The organism is Pseudomonas sp. LBUM1649 (assembly GCF_059716155.1).
Map to the genome: position 1 here is coordinate 1,806,721 of NZ_CP166807.1, position 23,791 is coordinate 1,830,511.

22 protein-coding genes and 4 pseudogenes are annotated in these 23,791 nt (G+C 52.8%); 25 read left to right on the forward strand and 1 reads right to left on the reverse strand.

Annotated elements, in window-relative coordinates:
- Positions 1-3 precede the first annotated feature (3 nt).
- The 18 genes and pseudogenes from hisC to ACA058_RS08440 all read left to right on the forward strand — a co-directional run.
- Entirely contained in the window at positions 4-1,116 is a 1,113-nt protein-coding gene (gene hisC, locus ACA058_RS08355) for a histidinol-phosphate transaminase (RefSeq protein ID WP_497638665.1), read from the forward strand.
- A gap of 28 nt (positions 1,117-1,144) precedes the next feature.
- Complete coding sequence (locus ACA058_RS08360) at positions 1,145-3,352, forward strand: bifunctional prephenate dehydrogenase/3-phosphoshikimate 1-carboxyvinyltransferase (protein ID WP_497639880.1); 2,208 nt, start codon at positions 1,145-1,147, stop codon at positions 3,350-3,352.
- The gene (cmk, locus tag ACA058_RS08365) at positions 3,349-4,038 is read left to right on the forward strand and encodes a (d)CMP kinase (RefSeq protein ID WP_497638666.1); all 690 of its coding nucleotides are present in this window, start codon (positions 3,349-3,351) and stop codon (positions 4,036-4,038) included. Before ACA058_RS08360 ends, cmk begins: the two co-directional genes overlap by 4 nt.
- Before the next feature lie 119 nt (positions 4,039-4,157).
- Positions 4,158-5,852 (forward strand): 30S ribosomal protein S1, encoded by a 1,695-nt coding sequence (rpsA, locus tag ACA058_RS08370; protein ID WP_008065216.1) that lies wholly within the window; start codon positions 4,158-4,160, stop codon positions 5,850-5,852.
- Positions 5,853-6,068: 216 nt separating this feature from the next.
- Positions 6,069-6,347 carry a hypothetical protein gene (locus ACA058_RS08375; RefSeq protein WP_497638667.1) on the forward strand — a complete coding sequence of 93 codons (279 nt, stop codon included), beginning with the start codon at positions 6,069-6,071 and terminating at the stop codon, positions 6,345-6,347.
- A 101-nt stretch (positions 6,348-6,448) separates the two neighbouring features.
- Positions 6,449-6,745 carry an integration host factor subunit beta gene (gene ihfB / locus ACA058_RS08380; RefSeq protein ID WP_003218804.1) on the forward strand — a complete coding sequence of 99 codons (297 nt, stop codon included), beginning with the start codon at positions 6,449-6,451 and terminating at the stop codon, positions 6,743-6,745.
- 27 nt (positions 6,746-6,772) lie between these two features.
- Positions 6,773-7,009 carry a lipopolysaccharide assembly protein LapA domain-containing protein gene (locus ACA058_RS08385; protein ID WP_497638668.1) on the forward strand — a complete coding sequence of 79 codons (237 nt, stop codon included), beginning with the start codon at positions 6,773-6,775 and terminating at the stop codon, positions 7,007-7,009.
- A gap of 228 nt (positions 7,010-7,237) precedes the next feature.
- Entirely contained in the window at positions 7,238-8,314 is a 1,077-nt protein-coding gene (gene rfbB / locus ACA058_RS08390) for a dTDP-glucose 4,6-dehydratase (protein WP_497638669.1), read from the forward strand.
- The gene (gene rfbD, locus ACA058_RS08395; protein WP_497639881.1) at positions 8,311-9,204 is read left to right on the forward strand and encodes a dTDP-4-dehydrorhamnose reductase; all 894 of its coding nucleotides are present in this window, start codon (positions 8,311-8,313) and stop codon (positions 9,202-9,204) included. The genes rfbB and rfbD overlap by 4 nt, the downstream gene beginning before the upstream one ends.
- A complete protein-coding gene (rfbA, locus tag ACA058_RS08400) occupies positions 9,201-10,091 on the forward strand; it encodes a glucose-1-phosphate thymidylyltransferase RfbA (protein WP_497638670.1) in 891 nt (296 codons plus the stop codon). The genes rfbD and rfbA overlap by 4 nt, the downstream gene beginning before the upstream one ends.
- Before the next feature lie 424 nt (positions 10,092-10,515).
- Complete coding sequence (locus ACA058_RS08405; protein WP_497638671.1) at positions 10,516-11,550, forward strand: polysaccharide biosynthesis protein; 1,035 nt, start codon at positions 10,516-10,518, stop codon at positions 11,548-11,550.
- 3 nt (positions 11,551-11,553) lie between these two features.
- The gene (gene wbjC / locus ACA058_RS08410) at positions 11,554-12,672 is read left to right on the forward strand and encodes a UDP-2-acetamido-2,6-beta-L-arabino-hexul-4-ose reductase (protein ID WP_497638672.1); all 1,119 of its coding nucleotides are present in this window, start codon (positions 11,554-11,556) and stop codon (positions 12,670-12,672) included.
- Between the two features lie 23 nt (positions 12,673-12,695).
- Positions 12,696-13,826 carry a non-hydrolyzing UDP-N-acetylglucosamine 2-epimerase gene (gene wecB, locus ACA058_RS08415; protein ID WP_497638673.1) on the forward strand — a complete coding sequence of 377 codons (1,131 nt, stop codon included), beginning with the start codon at positions 12,696-12,698 and terminating at the stop codon, positions 13,824-13,826.
- Positions 13,827-13,840: 14 nt separating this feature from the next.
- Positions 13,841-15,094, forward strand: coding sequence for a glycosyltransferase family 4 protein (locus ACA058_RS08420; protein WP_497638674.1), 1,254 nt, complete (start codon positions 13,841-13,843; stop codon positions 15,092-15,094).
- Complete coding sequence (locus ACA058_RS08425; protein ID WP_497639882.1) at positions 15,094-16,056, forward strand: UDP-glucose 4-epimerase family protein; 963 nt, start codon at positions 15,094-15,096, stop codon at positions 16,054-16,056. The genes ACA058_RS08420 and ACA058_RS08425 overlap by 1 nt, the downstream gene beginning before the upstream one ends.
- A 2-nt stretch (positions 16,057-16,058) precedes the next feature.
- Entirely contained in the window at positions 16,059-17,093 is a 1,035-nt protein-coding gene (locus ACA058_RS08430) for an MraY family glycosyltransferase (protein ID WP_497638675.1), read from the forward strand.
- A gap of 99 nt (positions 17,094-17,192) precedes the next feature.
- Positions 17,193-19,187, forward strand: coding sequence for a polysaccharide biosynthesis protein (locus tag ACA058_RS08435; protein ID WP_497639883.1), 1,995 nt, complete (start codon positions 17,193-17,195; stop codon positions 19,185-19,187).
- 129 nt (positions 19,188-19,316) lie between these two features.
- Positions 19,317-19,436: pseudogene (locus ACA058_RS08440) on the forward strand (ComEA family DNA-binding protein); the annotation flags it as partial.
- 90 nt (positions 19,437-19,526) lie between these two features.
- Here the strand turns inward: ACA058_RS08440 and ACA058_RS08445 are convergent.
- Positions 19,527-19,861: pseudogene (locus ACA058_RS08445) on the reverse strand (transposase); the annotation flags it as partial.
- Between the two features lie 10 nt (positions 19,862-19,871).
- Here ACA058_RS08445 and ACA058_RS08450 point away from each other — a divergent pair.
- From ACA058_RS08450 to ACA058_RS08480, 7 genes and pseudogenes are all read left to right on the forward strand, one after another.
- Positions 19,872-20,102 (forward strand): annotated as a pseudogene (locus tag ACA058_RS08450) (HU family DNA-binding protein).
- A gap of 261 nt (positions 20,103-20,363) precedes the next feature.
- Positions 20,364-21,431 carry an LPS O-antigen chain length determinant protein WzzB gene (locus ACA058_RS08455; RefSeq protein WP_497638676.1) on the forward strand — a complete coding sequence of 356 codons (1,068 nt, stop codon included), beginning with the start codon at positions 20,364-20,366 and terminating at the stop codon, positions 21,429-21,431.
- A 24-nt stretch (positions 21,432-21,455) separates the two neighbouring features.
- Positions 21,456-21,719, forward strand: coding sequence for a nucleotidyltransferase substrate binding protein (locus tag ACA058_RS08460; RefSeq protein ID WP_497638677.1), 264 nt, complete (start codon positions 21,456-21,458; stop codon positions 21,717-21,719).
- The gene (locus ACA058_RS08465) at positions 21,667-21,888 is read left to right on the forward strand and encodes a nucleotidyltransferase substrate binding protein (protein WP_497639884.1); all 222 of its coding nucleotides are present in this window, start codon (positions 21,667-21,669) and stop codon (positions 21,886-21,888) included. Before ACA058_RS08460 ends, ACA058_RS08465 begins: the two co-directional genes overlap by 53 nt.
- A gap of 109 nt (positions 21,889-21,997) precedes the next feature.
- Positions 21,998-22,204: pseudogene (locus tag ACA058_RS08470) on the forward strand (nucleotidyltransferase domain-containing protein); the annotation flags it as partial.
- 106 nt (positions 22,205-22,310) lie between these two features.
- Positions 22,311-22,568, forward strand: coding sequence for a polysaccharide biosynthesis protein (locus ACA058_RS08475; RefSeq protein WP_497638678.1), 258 nt, complete (start codon positions 22,311-22,313; stop codon positions 22,566-22,568).
- Positions 22,552-23,790: an oligosaccharide flippase family protein gene (locus ACA058_RS08480; protein WP_497638679.1), complete on the forward strand. Its 1,239-nt coding sequence runs from the start codon at positions 22,552-22,554 to the stop codon at positions 23,788-23,790. Before ACA058_RS08475 ends, ACA058_RS08480 begins: the two co-directional genes overlap by 17 nt.
- Position 23,791: the final 1 nt, after the last annotated feature.

Genomic DNA, 23,791 nt, shown 5'->3' on the forward strand with positions numbered 1-23,791 from the left:
CAAATGAGTGGCAATTTTCTCGCTCTGGCACAGCCGGGCGTGCAACAACTTTCGCCTTACGTTCCGGGCAAGCCCGTGGACGAACTGGCGCGTGAGTTGAATCTCGATCCAGCCAGCATCGTCAAGCTGGCAAGCAACGAAAACCCGCTGGGCGCGAGCCCCAAGGCCCTGGCCGCCATCCGTGATGCGCTGGCCGAACTGACCCGTTATCCCGACGGCAACGGCTTTGCACTCAAGACCCTGCTGGCCGAACAGTGTCGCGTCGAGCTGAACCAGGTGACGTTGGGCAATGGTTCCAACGACATTCTGGAACTGGTCGCCCGCGCCTACCTGGCACCGGGCCTGAATGCGGTGTTCAGCGAGCATGCGTTTGCGGTCTACCCGATCGTGACCCAGGCCGTCGGCGCCCAGGCCAAAGTCATTCCGGCCAAGAATTGGGGGCATGACCTGCCTGCGATGCTGGCGGCCATCGACGCCAATACCCGCGTCGTGTTCATCGCCAACCCGAACAACCCGACCGGAACCTGGTTCGATACCGAGGCGCTGGACGAATTCCTCCAGGATGTGCCGGAGCACGTGCTGGTGGTGCTGGACGAGGCCTACATCGAATACGCCGAAGGCAGCGACTTGCCGGACGGTCTGGACTTCCTGGCGGCTTACCCGAACCTGCTGGTGTCGCGCACGTTCTCCAAGGCTTACGGCTTGGCGGCATTGCGCGTTGGCTATGGCTTGTCTACCGCGGTGGTCGCCGATGTGCTGAACCGCGTGCGCCAACCGTTCAACGTCAACAGCCTGGCCTTGGCCGCTGCTTGTGCTGCGCTGCAAGACGCCGAATACCTGGCTGAAAGTCGTCGTCTGAACGAGTCGGGCATGCAGCAACTGGAAGCGGGTTTCCGCGAGCTGGGGCTGAGCTGGATTCCGTCCAAAGGCAATTTCATCTGCGTTGATCTGGGGCGCGAAGCGGCTTCGGTGTTCCAGGGTTTGCTGCGCGAAGGCGTGATCGTGCGTCCGGTGGCCAACTACGGCATGCCGAACCACTTGCGCATCACCATCGGTCTGCCGGCGGAAAACAGCCGCTTCCTCGAGGCGCTGACCAAGGTTCTGGCCCGTGGTTGATGTCACTGCACTGCAATCTGCTGAACCTATGATCGGACGCCTGGTGGTGGTCGGTCTGGGGTTGATCGGCGGTTCGTTTGCCAAGGGTTTGCGCGAAAGTGGCCTGTGCCGCGAAGTGGTTGGGGTCGACCTCGACCCGCAATCGCGCAAGCTGGCGGTTGACCTGGGTGTGGTGGATCGCTGCGAAGAGGACCTGGCAGTTGCTTGCCAGGGTGCCGACGTGATCCAGCTGGCCGTACCGATCCTCGCCATGGAAAAAATGCTTGGCCGTTTGGCCGGCATGGATCTGGGGCAAGCGATTCTGACTGACGTCGGCAGCGCCAAGGGCAATGTCGTACGCGCGGCGAGCGAAGCCTTTGGTGGCATGCCGGCGCGTTTCGTGCCGGGGCATCCGATCGCCGGTTCCGAGCAGAGCGGGGTGGAAGCCTCCAATGCCGACCTGTTCCGTCGTCACAAAGTGATCCTGACACCGCTGGAGCAGACCGATCCGCAAGCCTTGGCCGTGGTCGATCGCCTGTGGCGCGAACTGGGCGCCGATGTCGAGCACATGCAGGTCGAACGGCACGACGAAGTGTTGGCGGCCACCAGCCATCTGCCGCACTTGCTGGCATTCGGCCTGGTCGATTCGCTGGCCAAGCGCAATGAAAATCTTGAGATCTTCCGTTACGCTGCGGGCGGTTTCCGCGATTTCACAAGAATCGCCGGGAGCGACCCGGTCATGTGGCATGACATCTTCCTCGCTAACCGCGAAGCTGTCCTGCGCACACTCGATACATTTCGCAGCGACCTCGACGCCTTGCGCGACGCGGTCGATGCAGGGGATGGGCACCAATTGTTGGGCGTTTTCACGCGCGCCCGGGTTGCCCGCGAGCATTTCAGTAAAATCCTGGCCCGTCGGGCCTATGTGGACGCTATGAATTCCAACGATCTGATTTTCCTGGCTCAACCTGGTGGCCGCCTGTCCGGTCGGATTCGCGTACCAGGTGACAAGTCGATTTCCCACCGTTCGATCATGCTGGGCTCCCTGGCCGAAGGCGTCACCGAAGTCGAAGGCTTCCTCGAGGGTGAAGACGCCCTGGCGACCCTGCAGGCGTTCCGTGACATGGGCGTGGTCATCGAAGGCCCGCACCATGGTCGTGTGACCATTCACGGTGTCGGCCTGCATGGCCTCAAGCCAGCACCGGGCCCGATCTACCTGGGCAACTCCGGCACCTCGATGCGCCTGTTGTCCGGCCTGCTGGCGGCGCAGAACTTCGACAGCACGCTGACCGGCGACGCTTCGCTGTCCAAGCGCCCGATGAATCGCGTGGCCAATCCGCTGCGTGAAATGGGCGCCGTGATCGAGACCGCCGCTGAAGGCCGTCCGCCGATGATCATTCGTGGTGGCAACAAGCTCAAGGGCCTGACCTACACCATGCCGATGGCCAGTGCCCAGGTTAAATCCTGCCTGCTGCTGGCGGGTCTGTACGCCGAAGGCAAGACCACCGTCACCGAGCCTGCACCGACTCGCGACCATACCGAGCGCATGCTGCGCGGCTTCGGCTACCCGGTCAGCGTCAACGGTGCAACCGCATCGGTCGAGTCCGGCAGCAAGCTGACGGCGACCCACATCGAAGTGCCGGGCGACATCTCGTCGTCGGCGTTCTTCCTGGTGGCCGCATCCATCGCTGAAGGATCGGAGCTGGTACTGGAGCATGTCGGCATCAACCCGACCCGCACCGGTGTGATCGACATCCTGCGCCTGATGGGCGCTGACATCACCCTGGAAAACCAGCGTGAAGTCGGCGGTGAGCCGGTGGCTGACCTGCGTGTACGTGCAGCTAAACTCAAGGGTATCGAGATTCCCGAGGCGCTGGTTCCATTGGCGATCGACGAGTTCCCGGTATTGTTCGTCGCGGCTGCCTGCGCCGAGGGTCGTACCATTTTGCGTGGCGCCGAAGAGCTGCGGGTCAAGGAGTCGGACCGTATCCAGGTCATGGCCGATGGCTTGCTGGCGCTTGGCGTCAAGTGTGAGCCGACCCCGGATGGCATCATCATCGATGGCGGCTCGATCGGTGGCGGTGAAGTGCACGGTCACGGCGACCACCGGATTGCCATGGCCTTCAGCGTTGCCTCACTGCGCGCCACTGCACCGATTCGCATCCATGACTGCGCCAACGTCGCCACCTCGTTCCCCAACTTCCTCGCGCTGTGCGCGCAGGTGGGTATCAGCGTTGCCCAAGAGGCTCAGTCGTGAAGAGCATTGCACCGGTCATCACCATCGATGGGCCAAGCGGCTCGGGCAAAGGCACCATAGCCGGGATCCTGGCCAGGCGCCTGGGCTGGAACCTGCTGGATTCCGGTGCGTTGTACCGCCTGCTGGCATTCGCCGCCCACAACCACGGCGTCGACCTGACCAATGAAGAGCTGCTGAAGAAACTGGCCGCTCATCTGGATGTGCAGTTCATCGCGGCGACCGAAGGTCAGCTGCAGCGCATCATCCTGGAAGGTGACGAAGTCAGCGATGTGATCCGTACCGAAAGCGTCGGCTCGGGTGCCTCCCAGGTGGCTGCATTGCCCGCGGTGCGCGAGGCGCTGCTGCAGCGCCAGCGCGCTTTCCAGGAAGCGCCAGGCCTGGTGGCCGATGGTCGCGACATGGGCACCGTGGTTTTTCCGGATGCGCCGCTAAAGATTTTCCTGACCGCCAGTGCCGAGGAACGGGCACGTCGTCGATATTTGCAGTTGAAGGGCAAAGTCGAGGGTGTTAGTCTGTCGAGTCTGCTAGATGAGATACGTGAACGCGATGAGCGTGACACCCAGCGAGCGGTAGCCCCGCTCAAGCCGGCGGCTGACGCCATACAGCTGGATTCCACGGAATTATCCATCGACCAGGTGCTGGAACGCATCATGAGCGAGATCGCCATCCGCGATATCGCCGGGTGATAAAGAAGGCCGTAGGGGACCAGTCATAGTCCTGTGGCGCTTCTTTTAAATGAAACTAACCCACACCGTCTGGGGTGTGGAGATGGGCGTATTCTTCGCCCTCATCAACAGGAATTAAAATGAGCGAAAGCTTTGCGGAACTCTTTGAAGAAAGCCTAAAAACCCTGAACCTTCAGGCAGGCTCCATCATCACCGGTGTTATCGTTGATATCGATTACCAAGCTCGCTGGGTAACCGTTCACGCTGGCCTGAAGTCTGAAGCACTCATCCCGCTTGAGCAGTTCTACAACGACGCTGGCGACCTGACTATCAACGTCGGTGACGAAGTTCACGTTGCGCTGGACTCGGTAGAAGACGGCTTTGGCGAAACCAAGCTGTCCCGTGAAAAAGCCAAGCGCGCTGAATGCTGGATTGTTCTGGAAGCTGCCTTCGCAGCCGAAGAAGTGGTCAAGGGCGTTATCAACGGTAAGGTTAAAGGCGGCTTCACTGTCGACGTTAACGGCATCCGTGCGTTCCTGCCAGGTTCTCTGGTTGACGTCCGTCCAGTGCGCGACACCACGCACCTGGAAGGCAAAGAGCTGGAATTCAAGGTCATCAAGCTGGACCAGAAGCGCAACAACGTTGTCGTTTCCCGTCGTAGCGTCCTGGAAGCCGAGAACTCCGCCGAGCGCGAAGCTCTGCTGGAATCCCTGCAGGAAGGCCAACAAGTCAAAGGTATCGTCAAGAACCTCACCGATTACGGCGCATTCGTCGATCTGGGTGGCGTCGATGGCCTGCTGCACATTACCGACATGGCTTGGAAGCGTATCAAGCATCCTTCCGAAATCGTCAACGTTGGCGACGAGATCGATGTCAAGGTTCTGAAGTACGATCGCGAGCGCAATCGTGTTTCCCTGGGCCTCAAGCAACTGGGCGAAGATCCATGGGTTGCTATCAAAGCCCGTTACCCAGAAAGCACTCGCGTTACCGCTCGTGTAACCAACCTGACCGACTACGGCTGCTTCGCTGAGCTGGAAGAAGGCGTTGAAGGCCTGGTACACGTTTCCGAAATGGACTGGACCAACAAGAACATCCACCCTTCGAAAGTCGTACAAGTCGGCGACGAAGTGGAAGTTATGGTTCTGGACATCGACGAAGAGCGTCGTCGTATCTCCCTGGGCATCAAGCAGTGCAAATCTAACCCATGGGAAGATTTCTCTGGCCAGTTCAACAAGGGCGATAAAATCTCCGGCACCATCAAGTCGATCACCGATTTCGGTATCTTCATTGGTCTGGACGGCGGCATCGACGGCCTGGTTCACCTGTCCGACATCTCCTGGAACGAAGTGGGCGAAGAAGCCGTTCGTCGTTTCAAGAAGGGCGACGAGCTGGACACCGTTATCCTGTCGGTTGACCCAGAGCGCGAGCGCATCTCCCTGGGTATCAAGCAACTGGAAAGCGATCCGTTCTCCGAGTACGTTCAAGAGAACGACAAAGGCGCAATCGTTAAGGGCATCGTGAAAGAAGTTGACGCCAAAGGCGCCATCATCACCCTGGCCGACGATATCGAAGCGACTCTGAAAGCCTCCGAAATCAGCCGTGACCGCGTTGAAGACGCGCGCAACGTTCTGAAAGAAGGCGAAGAAGTAGAAGCCAAGATCATCAGCGTTGATCGCAAGAGCCGCGTAATCCAGCTCTCGATCAAGTCGAAAGACGTTGAAGACGAGAAAGAAGCTATCCAGAGCCTGCGCGACAAGCCAGTAGCTGGTGACGCTCCAGTAGCCACCACCCTGGGTGACCTGCTGCGTGCTGCACAAGCGGAAAAACAGAACTAAGTTCTGACTTTCTGTAAAAAAAAGGGCGACTTCGGTCGCCCTTTTTTGTGTATGAAATTTGGTCCATGTCCCTTAGGCGTGATCTTCTGCGCTCGAGCCACGAAACATTACCTCGTTAAACTGTCTCTTTCCTTAGCAGGATCAATCGCTTATTTGCAGCTAGTCTTAGCTTGGGGTAAACGACGGTCGGGCATCGCGCCCGGCATAAGGATGTGAATGAAAAGGCTCGTTGTCGTGATGGCGGTACTGGCATTGGCGGGTTGTACCACTCATGCAAGAACGCATGCCGTGCGTGGGGTCAGTGGTATCGAGATCGATTGCTCAGGGCTGGGGTCGGGATGGGAGAGGTGTCAAAAGCGCGCAGTTAAAGAATGCAAAGGTGCAGGCTACAAAGTCGTGGCAAGGTCCGATGACGCCAGGGAAGAGGAAGAATTTCTCTTCGGCTTCAATCCTGCGGGCTTTCTCACGCGGACGATGCTGGTGATCTGCAGATAAAGGAGAAAAAACAGGGTACAGGATGGGGCTGTTCAAATTCGCCCGGGCGTGCTAAAACCTTTGAAGCGCTGACCTAGCTGCTTGAAAAAGAAGGGAAAAATATGACGAAGTCGGAGTTGATCGAACGAATTGTCACCCATCAAGGGCTGCTCTCATCAAAGGATGTGGAGCTGGCCATCAAGACCATGCTTGAGCAAATGTCCCAATGCCTGGCCACCGGCGATCGTATCGAGATCCGTGGGTTCGGCAGCTTCTCACTGCACTACCGAGCGCCGCGGGTAGGGCGTAATCCGAAGACCGGTCAGTCTGTTAGCCTGGATGGCAAGTTCGTACCGCATTTCAAGCCGGGGAAGGAGCTGCGGGATCGGGTGAATGAGGATGAGGAGGAGGGGGTTTGACAACCTTTGCTTTTCTAGGAGTTGGCAATGCGTAACTTGAAGCGTGTAGTGCTCGCTGTCTTCGTCCTGTTGCTGGTCTTGGCGATTCTCGCGTTCGTGCTCGAGAACCAGCAGTCTATTTCCTTGCTATTCCTTGGCTGGTCAGGACCGCAGGTACCCGTTTCACTGGCGGTGCTTTCTGCGCTTCTGCTTGGAATGTTGATTGGCCCCTTCCTGGGATGGTTTATCAAGCGCACATCCATGCGTTCCACGTATCCTGGTTGACTGCAGCGCATGTCGAAAAATGTGTTTTCCTTTAACCACTGCTTGTCTACATCCATTAGTAAAAGCGTCATTAAGCTGTAAAATGCTTCGATTGTCCGAAAGCGGCTGGTTCCGAGGTCGGGCGGACTGACTCCGCAAGTAGCCTCAGGTCATTGCTGGCTTTTGCATTCATGGATTAGACAGTGCTCGGTTGGCGGCCCTGTCGGTAACTCAAGGGTATGTTTTCGCGTGAAAATTCTAGTAACCGGCGGCGCCGGATTCATTGGTTCGGCGGTAATCCGTCATATCATTTCCAACACTTCCGATTCTGTCGTGAACGTCGATAAGCTCACTTATGCGGGCAACCTTGAGTCTTTGGCAGGAGTCAGCCAAGACTCCCGGTATGTGTTCGAGCGCGTTGATATATGTGACCGTGACCAAGTCGATAGGGTTTTGCGCGAGCATCAGCCGGACGCCATCATGCACCTGGCCGCAGAGTCTCATGTCGATCGTTCCATCTCCGGTCCGTCCGAGTTCATCCAGACCAATATCATCGGCACATACACCTTGCTGGAAGCCGCGCGGCACTACTGGATGGCGCTCGAAGATACGCGTAAAGCCAGTTTCCGTTTCCATCACATTTCGACTGATGAAGTGTATGGAGATCTGGAAGGTCCCGAAGATCTCTTTACCGAAGCGACGCCCTACCAGCCAAGTTCACCGTACTCCGCCAGCAAGGCCAGTTCCGATCACCTGGTTCGTGCATGGGCGCGCACCTACGGTTTGCCGACGCTGGTAACCAACTGCTCAAACAACTACGGCCCTTGCCATTTCCCAGAGAAATTGATTCCGCTGATCATCCTGAATGCGTTGGAAGGCAAACCGCTCCCTGTGTACGGTAAAGGCAATCAGGTGCGTGACTGGCTTTACGTCGAGGATCATGCCCGCGCACTGTACAAAGTCGTTACCGAAGGCGTGATTGGTGAGACGTACAACATCGGCGGCCATAACGAAAAGCAAAATATTGAAGTGGTGCACATCTTGTGCGCATTGCTTGATGAACTGCGTCCAGCTTCCGCGCATCGTCCGCACGCCAGCCTGATCACCTACGTCCAGGATCGTCCCGGGCATGACCAGCGCTACGCGATCGATGCCGGAAAAATCCAGCGCGAGCTGGGCTGGACTCCGGAAGAGACCTTCGAAACCGGCATCCGCAAGACGGTTGAATGGTACCTGGGCAATACCGAATGGGTAGAACACGTCAAGAGCGGCAGCTACCAGCAGTGGATCGACCAGAACTACACGGATCGCTCGAGCAAAGCATGAAAATCCTTCTATTGGGTAAAAATGGCCAGGTAGGATGGGAGCTTCAACGTTCCCTGGCGCCATTAGGCGAACTGATCGCACTGGATCGGCAAACGCATGACGGGTTGTCCGGCGACTTGTCTGATCTCGACGCATTGCGCGCGACGATTCGTCAGGTCAACCCTGACATCATCGTCAATGCGGCTGCCTACACCGCCGTGGACAAGGCCGAGTCGGAAACCGAATTGGCGGATACAGTGAACGGTCGGGCGACCCAGGTCATGGCTGAAGAAGCCGCGGCCATGAGTGCCTGGCTGATTCACTATTCCACCGATTACGTCTTTAACGGGCAGGGCACAACCCCATGGCAGGAAACAGATGCTGTCGCTCCCGTGAATCATTACGGCTCCAGTAAATTGGCGGGCGAGCAGGCGATAATTGCCTCCGGATGCAAGCACCTGATTTTCCGTACCAGCTGGGTATACGGCGCTCGTGGTAACAACTTCGCCAAGACCATGCTGCGACTCGCCAAGGATCGCGAGACATTGAACGTCATTGCGGACCAGATCGGCGCACCGACAGGCGCCGACCTGATTGCGGATGTTACGGCCTTGGCTATTCAGCAAGCGGTGCAGCGCCCAGAGTTGTCCGGCCTTTACCACCTGGCGGCCAGCGGTGAAGTTTCCTGGCATGGCTACGCGAGTTACGTGATCGAATTCGCCAAGGCCAATGCCGAACAGCTGGCCGTCACAGCTGTCGATCCCATAGAAACCACGGCGTACCCAACGCCCGCACGCCGTCCTCTGAATTCGAGACTGAATACTCGTAAACTGCGTGACAATTTTTCTCTGCAGTTGCCGGACTGGCAAAGTGGCGTAACCCGAATGCTTATGGAATTTCTGAATAAATGACTACGACAAATCGTAAAGGCATCATTCTCGCTGGCGGTTCGGGCACTCGTTTACATCCGTTGACGCTTGGTGTATCGAAGCAGATGCTGCCGATCTACGACAAACCGATGATCTTCTACCCGTTGTCCGTATTGATGCTTGCCGGGATGCGTGAAATTCTAATCATCTCCACTCCGGAAGATCTGCCATGCTTCCGCAAGCTGTTGGGTGATGGCAGCCTTTACGGCATCAAGCTCACATACGCAGAGCAACCGAGCCCTGATGGTCTTGCGCAAGCATTTATCATCGGTGAGGAATTTATTGGCAACGATCCATGCTGCCTGATCCTGGGCGACAATATTTTTTACGGTCAGCACTTCTCCGACAATTTGCGCTCCGCCGCCTCCCAACAACAGGGCGCTACGGTGTTTGGTTACCATGTTTCCGATCCGGAACGTTTTGGTGTTGTCGAGTTTGATAAATCTGGCCGCGCTTTGAGCATCGAAGAGAAGCCGCTTAAGCCAAAATCCAGCTACGCGGTCACGGGTTTGTACTTCTACGACAACCAAGTCGTGGAAATTGCAAAGAGCATTAAACCCTCTGAGCGTGGTGAACTGGAAATTACCGATGTGAACCGCGCCTACCTAGCAAAAAACGCCCTGAATGTTGAAATGCTTGGCCGGGGTTTTGCCTGGTTGGATACTGGCACTCATGATTCGCTGCTGGAAGCAAGCCACTTCGTTCATACCATTGAGCAACGGCAGGGTCTGAAAGTCGCTTGCCTGGAAGAAATAGCTTACAACAGCGGTTGGATCACCGCCGAGCAATTAGGCGCCCAGGCAGAATCATTAAAGAAAACAGGTTATGGACAATACCTGCAGAAATTGCTGGATCATTCTTGCCATTGAGCTAAGATTATTGCTTTCTGAGCGGTGATCGGATGCGTGGTCACCTGTTTTGCAGAATATGTTGCCAGAGGGCGCCAGTAAAACAGAACTGACTTATGTGGAACTGCTTAGAGTATTTGGTCTGTCTGGTAGCGCAATGCTGGTCTTTTTGCTTGCATTCCTGTCGCTCAGCGGAAAAGTAGCTAAGTCGAGTATCCATGGATTGCTCCTTCAATATTCCTATATTCGGCAATGTCTGCAATCAATCCCTACATTTTTTCTTCAAATGGGATGCTTTTTATTGGTTTGCGACTGCGGCCATTGCATTTGAGTCGTCGGCGACCCTCCAGGAGTCATTACCCGATAGGAGTGACAATGGAACGGTTGTCCCTAATGGGCTATGATTGTGCAAGAACATATTTTTTGACTTTATAAGGGCTTGGCGATGTTCGAAAATAAAACACTGCTTATCACTGGAGGGACGGGTTCCTTTGGGAATGCCGTATTAAAAAGATTCCTGTCTACAGAGATCAAAGAGATCCGGATTTTTAGCCGGGATGAGAAAAAACAAGATGATATGCGCAAGCGCTATGCCAGTTCGAAACTGAAATTCTATATAGGCGATGTTCGTGACTATCAGAGTGTTCTGAACGCAACTCGTGGTGTGGACTATATTTTCCATGCGGCAGCGTTAAAGCAGGTGCCTTCCTGCGAGTTTCATCCTATGGAGGCAGTTAAAACCAATGTTATAGGCACTGATAACGTGCTTGAAGCTTCGATTCAAAATGAAGTGAAGCGTGTTGTGTGCTTGAGCACGGATAAAGCTGTATACCCTATCAATGCGATGGGTATTTCAAAAGCCATGATGGAAAAGGTCATGGTCGCAAAATCTCGAAATGTCGATGAAACCAAAACTGTTATTTGCGGTACTCGATATGGCAATGTGATGGCCTCGCGTGGGTCGGTTATTCCTTTGTTTATTGATCAGATTAGAGCAAGCCAAGCGCTGTCAATTACCGATCCAAACATGACGCGCTTTATGATGACGCTGGCCGATGCAGTGGATCTTGTTTTGTATGCTTTTGAGCATGGTAACAATGGAGATCTCTTCGTTCAGAAGGCGCCAGCTGCGACAGTGGAGACACTTGCTCTTGCGTTGACTTCGATGTTGGGGCAACCCGAGCATCCTATTCAGATAATAGGTACACGGCACGGCGAAAAACTATATGAAGCTCTATTAAGTCGGGAAGAAATGGCCTGTGCGGAAGACATGGGTGAATACTTTAGAGTGCCGCCAGATTTGCGTGACTTGAATTACAGCAAGTTTGTAGAGCAAGGTGAAGAAAAAATTTCCACTATGGAAGATTATAACTCCCACAACACCGAGCGCCTGGACGTTGAGGGTATGAAGAAATTACTCTTGAAGCTTGATTTTATGCGTGCCATCCAGCGCGGCGAACACGCAGTGCCCGAGGAATAAAGAATGAGAGTATTGATTACCGGTGCGAATGGATTTGTAGGCAAGAATCTTATCGCTCATTTGCAGGAGCGAAAAGACATCGAGGTGCTGCGATTCTGCCGAGAAGACGATATCGTCAGTTTGGACTCGCTCGTATCTGAGGTGGATTTCATTTTTCACTTGGCCGGTGTCAATCGTCCTGAGCATGTCGAAGAATTCAAGGTCGGTAACGCCGACTTGACTCAAGCGCTATGCGCAGCAATCAAGTCGTGTGGGCGTAAGGTCCCTGTACTGTATACCTCATCAATCCAAGCCGAGTCGGGTAACGCTTATGGTGACAGTAAGCGTGAGGCTGAAGAGGCGTTGCTGAAACTCTCTGTCACATCTGGTAACGAAGTGCATTTGTTCAGATTGCCAAACGTATTTGGCAAGTGGGCTCGACCTAATTATAACTCAGCTGTAGCAACATTCTGTCATAACATCGCCTATAATTTGCCTATCAGTATCAATAATGCTGACGCGAAAATTTCTCTTGTTTATATTGATGATGTCATAAAAACATTCATTTCCCTGATGGATGGAGCGCAATTCGGTAACCCGTTCGTGCAAGTTGAACCCAATTACAGCATTACGGTGGGTGATCTTTCTGAACAGCTCTACGCTTTTAAAAATAGCAGGGAGTCCATGATAACCGAGCGCGTTGGCGCCGGCCTGGTACGTGCGCTGTACTCGACTTACCTCAGCTACTTGCCGCCTGAAGAGTTTACCTACGAAGTTCCCAAGTACGGAGATGCTCGCGGCGTATTCGTGGAGATGCTCAAGACCAAGGATTCGGGGCAGTTCTCATACTTCACTGCGCATCCGGGTATCACCCGTGGCGGTCATTATCACCATACCAAGACAGAAAAATTTCTGGTTATCTCCGGCAAGGCCTGCTTCAGGTTTCGTCACATAACATCCGGTGAGTTTTATGAGTTGTTCACCGATGGCGAAACGCCGAAAATTGTAGAGACCGTACCGGGTTGGAGTCACGACATTACCAACGTTGGCGAAACTGAAATGATCGTCATGCTGTGGGCGAACGAGATCTTTGATCGTGAGCTTCCGGACACCTACACTATGCCTGTGGGCACCCAGGCCTGATCGAATTAGGAATAAGTATCACGATGAAAAAGTTGAAAATTGTTACTGTTGTTGGCACCCGTCCAGAAATCATTCGCTTGTCGCGCGTTATCACCGCGCTGGATAAGTATTGCGATCATGTACTGGTGCACACGGGTCAGAATTACGATTATGAGTTGAACGAGATATTCTTCCAGGATCTCGGGATCCGCAAACCAGATCATTTTCTGAATGCCGCAGGCAGCAGCGGTGCTGAAACCATAGGAAATGTGATCATTTCTGTGGATCGGGTGCTGGCCACTGTGCAGCCGGAGGCGTTGCTGGTTTTAGGCGATACCAATAGCTGCATGGCTGTCATCCCTGCAAAGCGCCGTAAGATTCCAACTTTCCACATGGAAGCCGGCAATCGCTGCTTCGATATGCGGGTGCCTGAAGAGATCAATCGGAGAATCGTTGATCATACGGCTGATATTAATCTTACTTATAGCACCATTGCCCGCGATTATTTGCTAAAAGAAGGTCTTTCACCTGATATGGTGATCAAGACTGGTAGTCCGATGTTTGAAGTACTGAATCATTATCGTGATGGAATCGAGTCTTCTGACGTGTTGACACGTTTGGGGCTTGAAGTCGGTAAGTTTTTTGTAGTCAGTGCACATCGCGAAGAAAATATCGATTCTGATAAAAGCTTTCTGAAGTTGGTCGATGTCCTGAATACCGTCGCAAGTACATTCGGCTATCCGGTCATTGTCTCGACTCATCCACGCACTCAGAAGCGTGTTGACGCGATGGGAATTGTATTTCACGAAAACGTGAAGTTGCTCAAGCCTTTGGGCTTCAAGGATTACAATAAACTGCAGTTGGAATCGAAAGCGGTGCTTTCCGACAGCGGTACTATCAACGAAGAGTCTTCGATACTTAATTTCCCTGCATTGAATATCCGTGAGGCCCACGAGCGTCCTGAGGGCATGGAGGAGGCTGCGGTGATGATGGTGGGGCTTGAGGTTGAACGGGTACTGCAAGGATTGATGGTTTTGGATACGCAAGCTTCCGGGTCAGAGCGCACCCTGCGCTTGGTCGAAGATTACAGCATGCCCAATGTGTCTGAAAAAGTAGCCCGGATCGTGCATAGTTATACTGACTATGTGAATCGCATCGTCTGGAAACGCTACTAATTCGAGTTGTGATCATGCCTGACAAGAAACTGAGGATCCTGGTTGTAACGCAATATTTTTGGCCTGAAAATATGCGGATAAACGACCTGGTTCGTGACTTTATCGAGAAGGGACACTCGGTCACCGTGCTGACGGGTCTGCCCAATTATCCTGAAGGGGCCGTATTCGCCGAGTATCGGACAGCGCCTGAACGTTTCGGTGACTACTTTGGCGCCAGGATTGTCAGGGTGCCGATGCTGTCGCGGGGTAAACGCAGCATTAACTTGGCGCTGAACTATCTCAGTTTCTTCACTAGCGCTTCCGTTGTTGGTGCGTACAAGCTGCGTGGCGAAAAGTTCGATGCGATTTTTGTATATGCCGTATCACCGATCATGGCCGCCATACCCGCATTGGTAATTGGCAGGTTGAAGAAAGCGCCGGTGTTTGTTTGGGTTCTTGATCTCTGGCCTGAGACGCTCAGAGCAGTAGGCGTGCTGAAGAAGCCTGCGCTGCTGTCAATGGTCGGTAAAATGGTTTCGTGGATTTACAATCGTACTGACTATTTGCTGCTGCAATCCCATGGGTTCTTTGAAAACGTGCAGAGATATTGCACGAAAGATATTACTTCTGAGCGACTGGTTTACTTTCCGAGTTGGGCCGAAGACGACTTCAGCGCGGTCGAGAATCGAGGCTCCTCCTTACTGTCCCGTGACGAAACGGTGTTCACTGTATTGTTCGCGGGCAATCTTGGTGAAGCACAGGATCTTCCTGCGGTGCTGGACGCTGCTGAAGCTTTAGTTGACAAGGTTCCTGTGCGCTGGGTAATCGTCGGCGATGGGCGTATGAGCGATTGGTTAAGCCAACAAGTCCAGTCCAGAGGTCTAGGAAATGTTTTGCTATTAGGCCGGCATCCACTCGAGGAAATGCCTGCTCTGTTCGCGTGTGCGGATGCTTTGCTTGTCTCACTGAAAACCAACGATGTTTTCGAGAAGACCATACCTGGAAAAGTACAGGCTTATCTCGCCTCAGGCAGACCGTTGCTAGGAATGATCAACGGAGAGGCAGCAAGAGTGATCGGAGAATCCGGAGCCGGTCTGACATGCACTTCCGGCGATTCGAAAGGCTTGGCAGATATAACATTGGCACTTGCGCAATCAGACGCAGACCGATTGACAGCAATGGGTGAATCCGGTCGGCAGTATTATTTGGATAATTATTCAAAGAGTCGGCTTTTAACTCGACTGGAAGATCTTTTTAGAAGTGCCACCCTAAGAAAGGCCAGCCAATGATGCAGCATTCAATTTTATTGACCGGAGCGACTGGTTTTGTTGGCGGCGCCATTCTCGAACGCTTGCACAACGAAAAAGCGCATGCGGTTGCTGCTGTCGTCCGAAAAGAATCGCAACTCAAGGTGCAGGACGTTTCTACGCTGCGCATTGGCTCTTTCGATGGCGAAACTCAGTGGGCAGGCGATCTGACAAAATTTGATGTGATTATTCACTCCGCGGCTCGAGTTCACGTCATGAATGATGCCGAGTCAGATCCATTGGCCGCGTTTCGGAAAGTGAATGTTGCTGGCACCCTGAATTTCGCTCGTCAGGCGGCGGCTGCCGGTGTTCGGCGGTTTATTTTTATCAGTTCAATTAAGGTCAATGGTGAAGGAACGACGCCAGGTAGTTTCTACACCGGCGATGATGAACCCGCACCTGCAGATCCGTACGGCATCTCAAAAATGGAGGCTGAGCTGGGCCTGCGCCAGCTTTCGACGGAAACCGGGATAGAGGTAGTTATTATTCGTCCCGTTCTGGTCTATGGACCAGGAGTCAAAGCGAACTTCCTGAGCATGATTCGCTGGCTGGATAAGGGAATTCCCTTACCTTTTGGTGCCATCCATAATAATCGAAGTCTCGTCGCGCTGGATAACCTGGTAGATCTCGTGGTGACTTGTATTGATCATCCCGCCGCTGCCAATCAAACCTTTCTTGTAAGTGACGGAGAGGATTTATCTACTACCGAACTGTTGACCAAGATGGCGAATGCACTTCACAAACCGGCGCGACTTGTTCCTGTTCCCAGCTGGGTGCTTCAGGGTGGTGCAGCTTTGTTGGGTAAGAAAGCGCTCTCCCAGCGTCTGTGTGGATCTCTGCAGGTCGATATTACCAAGACTCGCAATCTATTGGGCTGGACGCCGCCAGTGAGTGTCGATGAAGCGTTGGCGGCAACCGCATTACATTTTCGGGAACATCAATAATAATGATTAACTTGTGGCTAATACCTACTATCGCCATTCTTTCCTTGGTGCTGACTGCAGCTTTACGTCGATACGCGCTCAGTCGAAGTATTATCGATATCCCCAACGCGCGAAGTTCACATTCCGTCCCGACGCCCCGCGGTGGGGGCGTGGCGATCGTAATAGCTTTTCTCGTAGCGCTTCCTGTTCTTGGTTTTGCAGAGTTGGTTCAATGGTCTCAACTAATTGCCGTAGGTGGTGCGGGTATTTTGATTGCCGTGATAGGCTTCATGGATGATCATGGCCATATAGCCGCCAGATGGCGTTTGCTGGGTCATTTAGGTGCTGGGATATGGGCACTCTTATGGATTGGAGGGTTTCCTCCCATAGTCATTTTTGGAATGAGTATGGAGCTTCATTGGTTCGGATATATTTTTGCCGCTATCTATCTGGTCTGGGTCTTGAATCTTTATAACTTCATGGACGGCATTGACGGCATTGCCAGCATCGAAGCTTTGTGCGTCTGCCTTGGCGCATGTTTGCTCTACTGGATCAATGGCACTCCGGCGCTCATATGGGGACCGCTGGTATTGGCCATGGCAGTTCTGGGGTTCCTCTACTGGAACTTTCCCCCGGCGCGCATTTTCATGGGGGATGCTGGTAGTGGGTTCCTTGGCATTACATTGGGAGTGCTGTCGATTCAGGCAGCTTGGGAGTCGTCTGGTCTGTTCTGGTCATGGTTGATTCTTCTAGGTGTCTTCATAGTCGACGCTACGTTCACGCTTTTACGGCGATTGATCCGAGGAGACAAGGTCTATGAAGCCCATCGCAGTCACGCTTACCAGTTCGCATCACGGCGATTCGGTAGGCATCTGCCAGTTACTTTGGCTGTTGGTGCAATAAATTTGTTCTGGCTGTTACCAATCGCTTTCTGCGTCACTTACTGGGGCATGGATGGTGCCTTCGGCCTTGTGCTGGCGTACATCCCACTGATCATTATCGCCGTCAAATTCCATGCAGGAGCGCTCGAAAGCTCAGCCTCTCCATCCTCCAGTTGAGCCTCGTACATTGATTTAGCAGGTGTCGTAGGTTTGCGAATAGGTACAATGATCGAGTCATATCCAGTTTAGGAGCGGGACAAGGTGTTTGAAGGGTTTATGGAGAGGGTACGAGCTCTTTTGCTGGGGCTGTCACGCCACCAAAAGCGACTGATACAGGTTTCGGCTGACGTCGTCTTGGTTTGGGCGGCACTCTGGTTGGCGTTTGTGGTCCGCCTTGGCATCGATGAGATGGTAAACCCGTTTATCGACCATCCCTGGCTTTTTCTGAGCGCTCCGGTAGTTGCAATACCCTTGTTCATCCGCTTCGGGATGTATCGGGCGGTGATGCGCTATTTCGGCAATGATGCGCTGATCGCTATCATCAAGGCTGTGAGCCTGTCATCGCTGATTCTTGGCGTCATCGTTTACTGGTACAGCAATCATCAGAATATCGTCCCTCGTTCAATCATCTTCAATTATTGGTGGTTGAGTCTGATCATGATTGGTGGTGTGCGCCTGGCAATGCGCCAGTATTTTTTGGGGGATTGGTTTACAGCGGTGCAGCATGTGCCCTTTGCCAGCAGGGACGATGGTCTCCCGAGAGTGGCAGTATACGGCGCCGGCGCTGCGGGAAATCAGCTTGTTGCGGCTTTGCGCATGGGGCGAGCGATGCGTCCGGTAGCATTCATTGATGACGATAGCGGCATCGCCGATCGGATCATCTCAGGCCTGCATGTGTACAAGCCCGAGCATATCCAGCGAATGATTGACGCGACAGGTGCGCAGGAGGTCCTTCTTGCGATTCCGTCGTCGAACAGAGGTCGTCGCCGTGAAATCCTGGCATTCCTTGAAGGCTTTCCGCTGCACGTTAGAAGTGTGCCAGGATTTATGGATCTGGCCAGTGGCAGAGTCAAGGTTGATGACATTCAGGAAGTAGATATTGCTGATTTGCTCGGTCGTGATTCCGTACCAGCGCAGGAAGAGTTGCTTGAGCATTGCATCAAGGGTCAGTCGGTTCTGGTTACGGGAGCCGGCGGTTCAATTGGATCAGAGCTTTGCAGGCAAATTCTGGTTTTGCGGCCAACGACGCTTTTACTGCTGGATCATAGTGAATTTAATCTCTATTGCATTCTGTCTGAACTAGAGCAGCGCATCGCACGGGAATCGTTACCGGTTCGTCTGTTGCCAATCCTCGGTTCTGTACGCAATTCAGAAAAGTTGCTGGACGTGATGAAAACCTGGCACGTTGATACGGTCTATCATGCCGCTGCCTATAAACACGTGCCAATGGTCGAGCACAACATCGCCGAAGGCGTATTGAACAATGTGATCGGCACGCTCAATACCGCTCAAGCGGCTCTACAGGCCGGTGTAGCTAACTTCGTATTAATCTCCACGGACAAAGCCGTGCGGCCCACCAATGTGATGGGGAGCACCAAGCGTCTTGCGGAATTGACACTGCAAGCCCTCAGTCGCGAAGTGGCCCCAGTACTCTTTGGTGACACGAATAATGTGTCACGGGTCAATAAAACGCGATTTACCATGGTCCGATTTGGTAATGTTCTGGGGTCTTCGGGATCGGTAATTCCGTTGTTTCACAAACAGATCAAGTCCGGCGGGCCGCTGACTGTTACTCACCCAAAAATCACCCGTTATTTCATGACCATTCCCGAAGCGGCGCAACTGGTGATTCAGGCAGGGTCCATGGGGCAGGGCGGAGATGTGTTCGTGCTGGATATGGGTGAACCCGTCAAGATAGTCGAGTTGGCGGAGAAGATGATTCATTTGTCCGGGTTGAGTGTGCGTTCGGACAAAAATCCCCATGGCGATATCGCAATCGCGTTCAGTGGTCTACGACCTGGCGAGAAGCTTTATGAGGAATTGCTGATCGGGGACAACGTGGAGGCGACTCAGCATCCAATGATCATGACCGCGAGGGAGGACCACCTGGATTGGGATGTGCTCAAGGTAAAGCTGGCTGAGCTGCTGGTGGCCGTCGAGCAGGATGATTACTCCCGGGTGCGCCAGCTGTTGCGGGAAACTGTCAGCGGCTACACCCCTGATGGCGATATCGTAGATTGGATCTACCAACAACGTCTCCTCGAACCCTGATTGTTTCACATCCCGTAACGGACACATTTTTGACAGGCTCCTTACATCGCCTAAGTCTGGAGGGGGCAGCTTCGGGAAAGCTGCGCCCTCAATCGATGTCATGGAGCGTCATTTATGCGAACTGGCTAATTGTATTCTCTCGTTTTTGCCCTTCTCACCAGCGTCTCTGTCGCTGCCATTGCTGCGCCAGCAGCCAAGCCTGAGTCTGGTAATGCATCGTTGATGCAAGAGGGGGGTGCGAAGGCCCAGGGCAAGCCCTGCTGCCGTAGAACTGCTCGCCAGATACGCCACGGTAAACGGGAAGCGCACCTTGCGGTAGGTGTACTTCATGGATCGGATACGTCCTTTCAGTGAATGAGGAAAGAAGGTCTCGTCGGCTTCGACGATGCCTTCCAGGCGCTCGGCCTTGGTTTGGGCGGCTTGGCGCAGAAAACGGTGGCGCCAATGAAAGGCCGTATTCTTGTCGATACCGCAGTGGGCTGCCGTCCGACGCACCGTCAGCCCATCGCTCAGTACCTCGATGTAACTCAGCCACAATGACTTGTGGCGTAGATGGGCCAGCTCAATACCCGACAACGGGGGGAAAAGGTGTGTCCGCAGTTTCGACAGCAATAGCGCTGCAAACCCGAGCGCTGACCCCAGCGGTAAAACGACGAACTAGCACAGTGAACACATGGCGCCAACTTGTTGCTCGAGCGGATCGTTACGCACCAAGGGCTGCTATCGCCGAAGGATCTCGAGCTGGCCATCAAGACCATGTTCGAGCAAATGTCGCAGGCACTATCGACCGGTGATCGTATCGAAATCCGTGGCTTTGGCAGCTTCCCTCTGCATTTTCGTGCGCTTGGATGGTAAATTTGTGCCGCATTTCAAGCCGGGAAGGAGTTGCGCGATCGGGTGAATGAGGAGGAATAGTAGGGCGTAGAGCCTGACGGTAAGGACGGTTTTACGCATCCTGCAGCCTGTCAGGCCTTGTAATAGTGCACCTATCTGTGAGAATGTCGCGCTGAGTTTGTAGCTCGTTTCGGCAGTGAGGATTCTCTACTTTGGAGCGTCTCAAGGAGAGGCTGCTACCTAGGCCAAAGAATCAAAGGGTTGCGAGCGGATTTTTTAGTCCACATCCCCATTCCATTGCTGAGCTGCCGATATTAATTTTTTTATCAGTTCGGAGTTTCAGTGAGTCAGATTCCCCCTGCTAGCAGCAACGTACCCTCGGACGAGATTGACTTAGTTGAGTGGCTTGAGTATCTCTGGAAGCAAAGGCTCCTGATCGCTCTTGTTACACTGATAATCACAGTCGTAGCCGCTAGTTATGCCTTTTTGTCCGCGCCAGTCTACGAGGCAAAAACCAGTTTGTTGCCGCCGCGCTTGGCAGATATCGCTGGTTATAATCTGGGTCGAGCTGAGGCCGGGTTACCAGAATTTACTGTGGAAAAAATATACTCTATTTTCATCCAAAACCTTCGCTCAGAAAATCAGCGCAATAGTTTTTTCCAGCAGATCTATCTTCCTGCGGAGGCAGCTGAGGATGGCTCACAAACGAAAGATCAGCTTCGGGAGACTTTCAACAAGAAGCTAGTCGTCAGCAATCCAGATGTTAAAAATAGCCCCAATCGATTCGAAGTGACAGCGCAGTCCGCAGTGCCGAGCAGGGCGGCAGAGTGGGCGAATTTGTATGTTGAGCTGGCGGCGAAAAAAACCCGGCAAGATATGGCTGATACGGCCGCGACTGAAATCAATATGCGAGTTAAGTCGATCAAGAGTCGAATTGAGGTATTACGTGAGAGTGCCAAACAGCTTCGCGAGGACCGCATCGCTCGCTTGAATGAGGCTTTGATCGTTGCGGATAAAGTGGGTGTGCAAGCGCCACAGGTCAAAGCCAGCAGAACATCGTCGAGTGGTGAGTTGGAGAAGTTCGTTGATGGCAACTTGACGTATATGCTTGGTGCCAAGGCCGTTCGCGCCGAACTGGCAGTATTGCAAAGCCGTACGAATGACGACCCATTTATAGCCGATCTACGTGATTATGAAAATAAATTGGACTTTCTCTCCAAGGTTAGCGTGAGTCCAAATAACGTTGCGGTTTTCACCTTGGATAATATTGCCGAAGTCCCCGACGCCCCAGTCAAATCTAAAAAAGCGCTGATAGTAGCTCTGGGTGTTGTTCTTGGTGGTATGTTTGGCGTGTTTATTGCTCTGATCCGTGGTATGCGGGTGAAGCGTCGTCAGCCAAGCCTAAGCTAATCGACTCCCTTGTCTCTGGTTAAGATGACCTTGAATACTGAAGATAGCCGCTGGGAACAACGCTTGCACAACTTCTGCAAAGCCTTTGCGCAGTTGGACGAGGCTGTTGCCCTGGTGCAGGTTCGAGAACTCTCTAGGCTGGAGAAGCAGGGGGTTGTCCAGGCCTTCGAGTGCACTTACGAGTTGGCCTGGAATACCTTGAAAAATTTCCTGATATGGCAGGGCATGCGAAGGCATTACCGGCTCACGGGATGCTACCCGAGAAGCATTCAGCAAGGGGCTCACTGAAGAGGGGCAAGGCTGGAGGAGCATTCTGGCCGATCGCAATAGAACGTCGCATGCCAACAACGAAGAAACGGCAGAAGCTATTCTCGGGAACATCCGCCTGCAGCACCATGCGTTGCTGAAGGCACTGGAAAGGCACTGCTTGCCAGAGTCGCACAAAAAGCATGAATAGCCTACCGGACAGCGACTTACCGGTAGCTGGCGTCCATGCCGTCTGCCAGGTGTTTGAGCGTTACCCAGGCTTGGCGCAGGCGGTCCTTTATGGTTAGCGAGCCAAGGGCACCTTTCGGCCCGGATCGGATATCGATCTGACCTTAAAGGGTGAGCTGAGTGATCAAGAATTGTTGAACCTGTATGGTGACCTTGACAACCTGCTGCTCCCGTACAAGTTCGATCTGTTGCTCTACCGGCAGTTGGGTAATCCGGGCCTGCTCGTACACATCGAACTTGTTGGGCGGGTGTTCTATGGCAGAGGTCAAGAGTGTTAGTCAATTTTCGCGTTATAGGTTAAGCGTCGGGTTGGAAGGGCAGGTTAGCCGCAGGCGTAGCTCGGTAAACGAATTAAATTTTAAGCATCCAGAACTCGTAGACTAAATGAAAATTCTTGTCACCGGCGGTACCGGCTCTATTGGCTCTGCGGTTATTCGCCAGATCATTCACAACACCAATACTGTAAAAGTGTGGGTTATTTTTGGATTTTTGAGTGTTTCGATAATTCGGGGCGAGGCTCGGTTCTCCAGGGTTGCTGCAAAGTTTGGTAGTAGTTTTTTTATTGGTTTTTTATGCATCGCGCGCAAAGGTAAGATAGTGAATGGTTCTGAAAGGATATGTGCACTTGCAAAAAAATATTGATAATTTGATTAACTTAGCTTCACTGGCAGCTATTCAAGGGGGGAACGCACTTCTGCCATTGTTCTTGTTCCCTTATTTTTTGAGTGTAATAGGGGCGGAAAAGTTTGCCGGCGTAGTGACTATGGAGGCTGTCGCGTTTATTGTCTTGACCTTCGCTTTGTATAGTTTTGATATCAGTGGTTTGAAGCAGGTAATTGAATCGATAGATAAAGGACAGGTCGAAGAATCTGAGGTGTATTATTCAATTTTGTACGCGCGCTTAATTATGTTGAGTGGGGTATCGATCATATTGATTGGGTTTGTGGTTTTTTTGTTTCCGTCGTTTCTTGAGCTTGCGTTAATTTGGCTTTTATTTCCTTTGGGGGGCGTGTTGCAATCGTCTTACTATTATCAGGCACTTGGGAAGAATAAACCATTGGCGGTGTTTGTGGTTGTTCCTCGGTTGCTCTCATGTTTATTGGGAGTAATTTTTGTTGATGGTGCGTCTGACAAAAATTTTGTTTCGGGGTTTATTTCTGTAAGTTATTTAATATCGGGTTTATTTTCGTTTTTCTATATTGCGTCGAATATCGGGTTTTGTTCGCCGCTAAAATTATTCAAGCGATCCGTTGAGTTGCTATTCAAGGGGCGGGCGCTATTTGCCGCAAGTGTTTCTGTGCTGTTGTATCGTGCTAGCAACACGTTGCTCTTGTCTATGATGTCGGTCGGTCCGTTGGCGATTTCTGCATATGCAATTGCTGAGAAATACGTTCGTATGATTCAGGCTCTTACTTTTCCATTAAGTCAGTTATATGCGGTCCGCACCGTAGTTGATTTGTCTAGCCCGAGTGCTGAGTTGAGTATTTTTGCTGTGCTTTGGAAGAGTGTAAGGGTTCAGCTTTTTGTATCATCTATCGTGATATTTCTCTTTTTTCTGTTTGCAGGCATGTTGCGATTCTGGGGTGTTCTTCCGCTCTCCACTGAGGTTATGGCTCTCATTGGAGTCATGATTGGGTCGGTTTTGTTTGGGGTGGCTAATTATATTTATGGTACAATGGCCTTGAGTACGCTTGGGAAGGAGCGAGTTTACGCGAAAATTGTCGCGGCTACAGGGTTCGTGACGGTCGCGCTCTCTGCCATTTTAATATCGTTTTTTTCCGAGCTAGGGGCTGCTGTAGCGTATATTTTTGGTGAGGCATTTCTGTTTATGTTGATTTTGCTGACGCTGAGGAGGGTCGCTTAGA

Bases quoted from the DNA above. Each gene is read 5' to 3' on its own strand.
- hisC (WP_497638665.1), top strand. From the start codon at position 4: ATGAGTGGCAATTTTCTCGCTCTGGCACAGCCGGGCGTGCAACAACTT.
- ACA058_RS08360 (WP_497639880.1), top strand. From the start codon at position 1,145: ATGATCGGACGCCTGGTGGTGGTCGGTCTGGGGTTGATCGGCGGTTCG.
- rpsA (WP_008065216.1), top strand. From the start codon at position 4,158: ATGAGCGAAAGCTTTGCGGAACTCTTTGAAGAAAGCCTAAAAACCCTG.
- ACA058_RS08375 (WP_497638667.1), top strand. From the start codon at position 6,069: ATGAAAAGGCTCGTTGTCGTGATGGCGGTACTGGCATTGGCGGGTTGT.
- ihfB (WP_003218804.1), top strand. From the start codon at position 6,449: ATGACGAAGTCGGAGTTGATCGAACGAATTGTCACCCATCAAGGGCTG.
- ACA058_RS08385 (WP_497638668.1), top strand. From the start codon at position 6,773: ATGCGTAACTTGAAGCGTGTAGTGCTCGCTGTCTTCGTCCTGTTGCTG.
- rfbD (WP_497639881.1), top strand. From the start codon at position 8,311: ATGAAAATCCTTCTATTGGGTAAAAATGGCCAGGTAGGATGGGAGCTT.
- rfbA (WP_497638670.1), top strand. From the start codon at position 9,201: ATGACTACGACAAATCGTAAAGGCATCATTCTCGCTGGCGGTTCGGGC.
- ACA058_RS08405 (WP_497638671.1), top strand. From the start codon at position 10,516: ATGTTCGAAAATAAAACACTGCTTATCACTGGAGGGACGGGTTCCTTT.
- wbjC (WP_497638672.1), top strand. From the start codon at position 11,554: ATGAGAGTATTGATTACCGGTGCGAATGGATTTGTAGGCAAGAATCTT.
- wecB (WP_497638673.1), top strand. From the start codon at position 12,696: ATGAAAAAGTTGAAAATTGTTACTGTTGTTGGCACCCGTCCAGAAATC.
- ACA058_RS08420 (WP_497638674.1), top strand. From the start codon at position 13,841: ATGCCTGACAAGAAACTGAGGATCCTGGTTGTAACGCAATATTTTTGG.
- ACA058_RS08425 (WP_497639882.1), top strand. From the start codon at position 15,094: ATGCAGCATTCAATTTTATTGACCGGAGCGACTGGTTTTGTTGGCGGC.
- ACA058_RS08430 (WP_497638675.1), top strand. From the start codon at position 16,059: ATGATTAACTTGTGGCTAATACCTACTATCGCCATTCTTTCCTTGGTG.
- ACA058_RS08435 (WP_497639883.1), top strand. From the start codon at position 17,193: ATGGAGAGGGTACGAGCTCTTTTGCTGGGGCTGTCACGCCACCAAAAG.
- ACA058_RS08460 (WP_497638677.1), top strand. From the start codon at position 21,456: ATGACCTTGAATACTGAAGATAGCCGCTGGGAACAACGCTTGCACAAC.
- ACA058_RS08475 (WP_497638678.1), top strand. From the start codon at position 22,311: ATGAAAATTCTTGTCACCGGCGGTACCGGCTCTATTGGCTCTGCGGTT.